Source organism: Kitasatospora sp. MBT63 (assembly GCF_000710465.2).
Lineage (GTDB): Bacteria > Actinomycetota > Actinomycetes > Streptomycetales > Streptomycetaceae > Kitasatospora.
On record NZ_JAIZ01000389.1, the window covers coordinates 1 to 1,682 of the forward strand.

The following is a 1,682-nucleotide window of genomic DNA, read 5'->3' on the forward strand; positions in this document are numbered from 1 at the left end:
CCGCCACCCGCCACCCGCCACCCGTCGGCAGTCTGCAGTCGCCCGGCGGTTGGCAGTCGCCCGGCAGTCGGCGGTTGGCGCAGATCACAGGGATCGCCGTGGTTCGGGGCGATCCCGCTGTGCGAGGGTGATCCGCGGGTGGCGGGTGGCCCGCGCCCCAGCGAGCGCCGTGGAGGCAGTGATGGTCGAGCCGGTCGACACCGGAGTGGACGGCCTGCGCGCCGAGGTGGACGGCGCCGTCGCCACCCTGGTGCTGGACCGTCCGGAGCGCCGCAACGCCGTCACGCTGGCGATGTGGCGGGCGATTCCGCAGGTCCTGGACCGGCTGGCCGCTTACCCGGGGGTCCGCGCGCTGCTGCTCACCGGCGCGGCCGGGACCTTCTCGGCCGGTGCCGACATCACCGAACTCGCCTCGGTGTACGGGGATCCGGACCGGGCCGACGCCTACCACGCCGACAACGTCGCGGCCGAGGACGCGCTGGCGGCCTTCCCGCACCCCACCATCGCGGTGGTGCACGGTGCCTGCGTGGGCGGCGGCTGCCAGCTGGCGGTCGCCTGCGATCTGCGGCTGGCGGCCGAGGACGCCCGGTTCGGCATCACCCCGGCCAAGCTGGGCGTGGTCTACCCGGCCGGGCCGACCGTCCGGCTGGCCCGACTGGTCGGGCCGGCCCGCGCCAAGTACCTGCTGTTCTCCGGGGAGTTGGTGCCGGCCGCGCGGGCGGAGCGGTACGGGCTGGTCGAGGAGGTCCATCCGGCCGCCGAACTGGATTCCCGCGCAAGGGAGTTCGCCGCTCTGCTGAGCCGTCGCTCGCCGCAGACGATCGGCGCGGTGAAGGCCGCGCTGGCCGGCCCGGCGGAGCTCGCCGGGGAGGCGGTGGCACCGTGGGAGCGCAAGTCCCGGCTGGCGCCGGACGTCCGGGAGGGGCTGGCCGCTTTCCTGGAACGGCGTGCGCCACAATTCTGAGCGGCAACTCCCGCCTCACAGAACGGCTCCCGATGGACACCGCGACCCAGACCGGCACCGGCACCCCGTGCGAGGTTCCCGAGGAGGCTCCCGCGGTCTCCGGGGCGCAGCGCTGGGCCCGGCGGATCACCGACGGCGTGGAGCCGAAGAACGTCATCATCGCGGTGCTGCCGCTGATCGGGGTGGTCCGGTACGGCCTGGCCGGTCTCGGCTGGGCGGCCTTCGCGGCGCTGTTCGCCGCCGTGCTGCCCACCTGGTTCATCCGGCGCGGGATGCGCGCCGGCCGGATCGAGGACCGGCACGTCGGGCGGCGGCAACGCCGGCTGGTGGTGCTGCCGTTCGTGATGCTGTCGGTGCTCACCAGCCTGGTGACGATGGTCCTGGTGGACGCACCGTCCGATCTGACGGCGATGGTGCTGGCGATGTTCGCCTCGCTGGTGCCGCTGCTGGCGGTCACCGTGTGGTGGAAGATCTCGGTGCACACGGCGGTCACCAGCGGCGCGGTCATCTGCGTGGCGCTGGCGCTCGGCCCCTGGTGGCTGCTGGCGTACCCGCTGGTCGGGGCGGTCGGGTGGTCCCGGGTGGTACTGCGGGACCACACCCTCGCACAGACCCTGGCGGGCACGGTGGTCGGGGGGCTGACGGCCGGCCTCACCTTCTGGGCCGCCCGCTGACCGGCCCTCCGGCCGCCCGCCCACCCGACCACCGACCGTACGGC

Annotated in this window: 2 protein-coding genes; both read left to right on the plus strand. The window is 74.7% G+C overall.

Annotation, left to right across the window (positions count from 1 at the left end):
• Positions 1-181: 181 nt before the first annotated feature.
• Positions 182-964: an enoyl-CoA hydratase/isomerase family protein gene (locus AA75_RS22495; RefSeq protein ID WP_051813063.1), complete on the plus strand. Its 783-nt coding sequence runs from the start codon at positions 182-184 to the stop codon at positions 962-964.
• 32 nt (positions 965-996) lie between these two features.
• Positions 997-1,638, plus strand: coding sequence for a hypothetical protein (locus AA75_RS22500; RefSeq protein ID WP_051813064.1), 642 nt, complete (start codon positions 997-999; stop codon positions 1,636-1,638).
• Positions 1,639-1,682 lie beyond the last annotated feature (44 nt).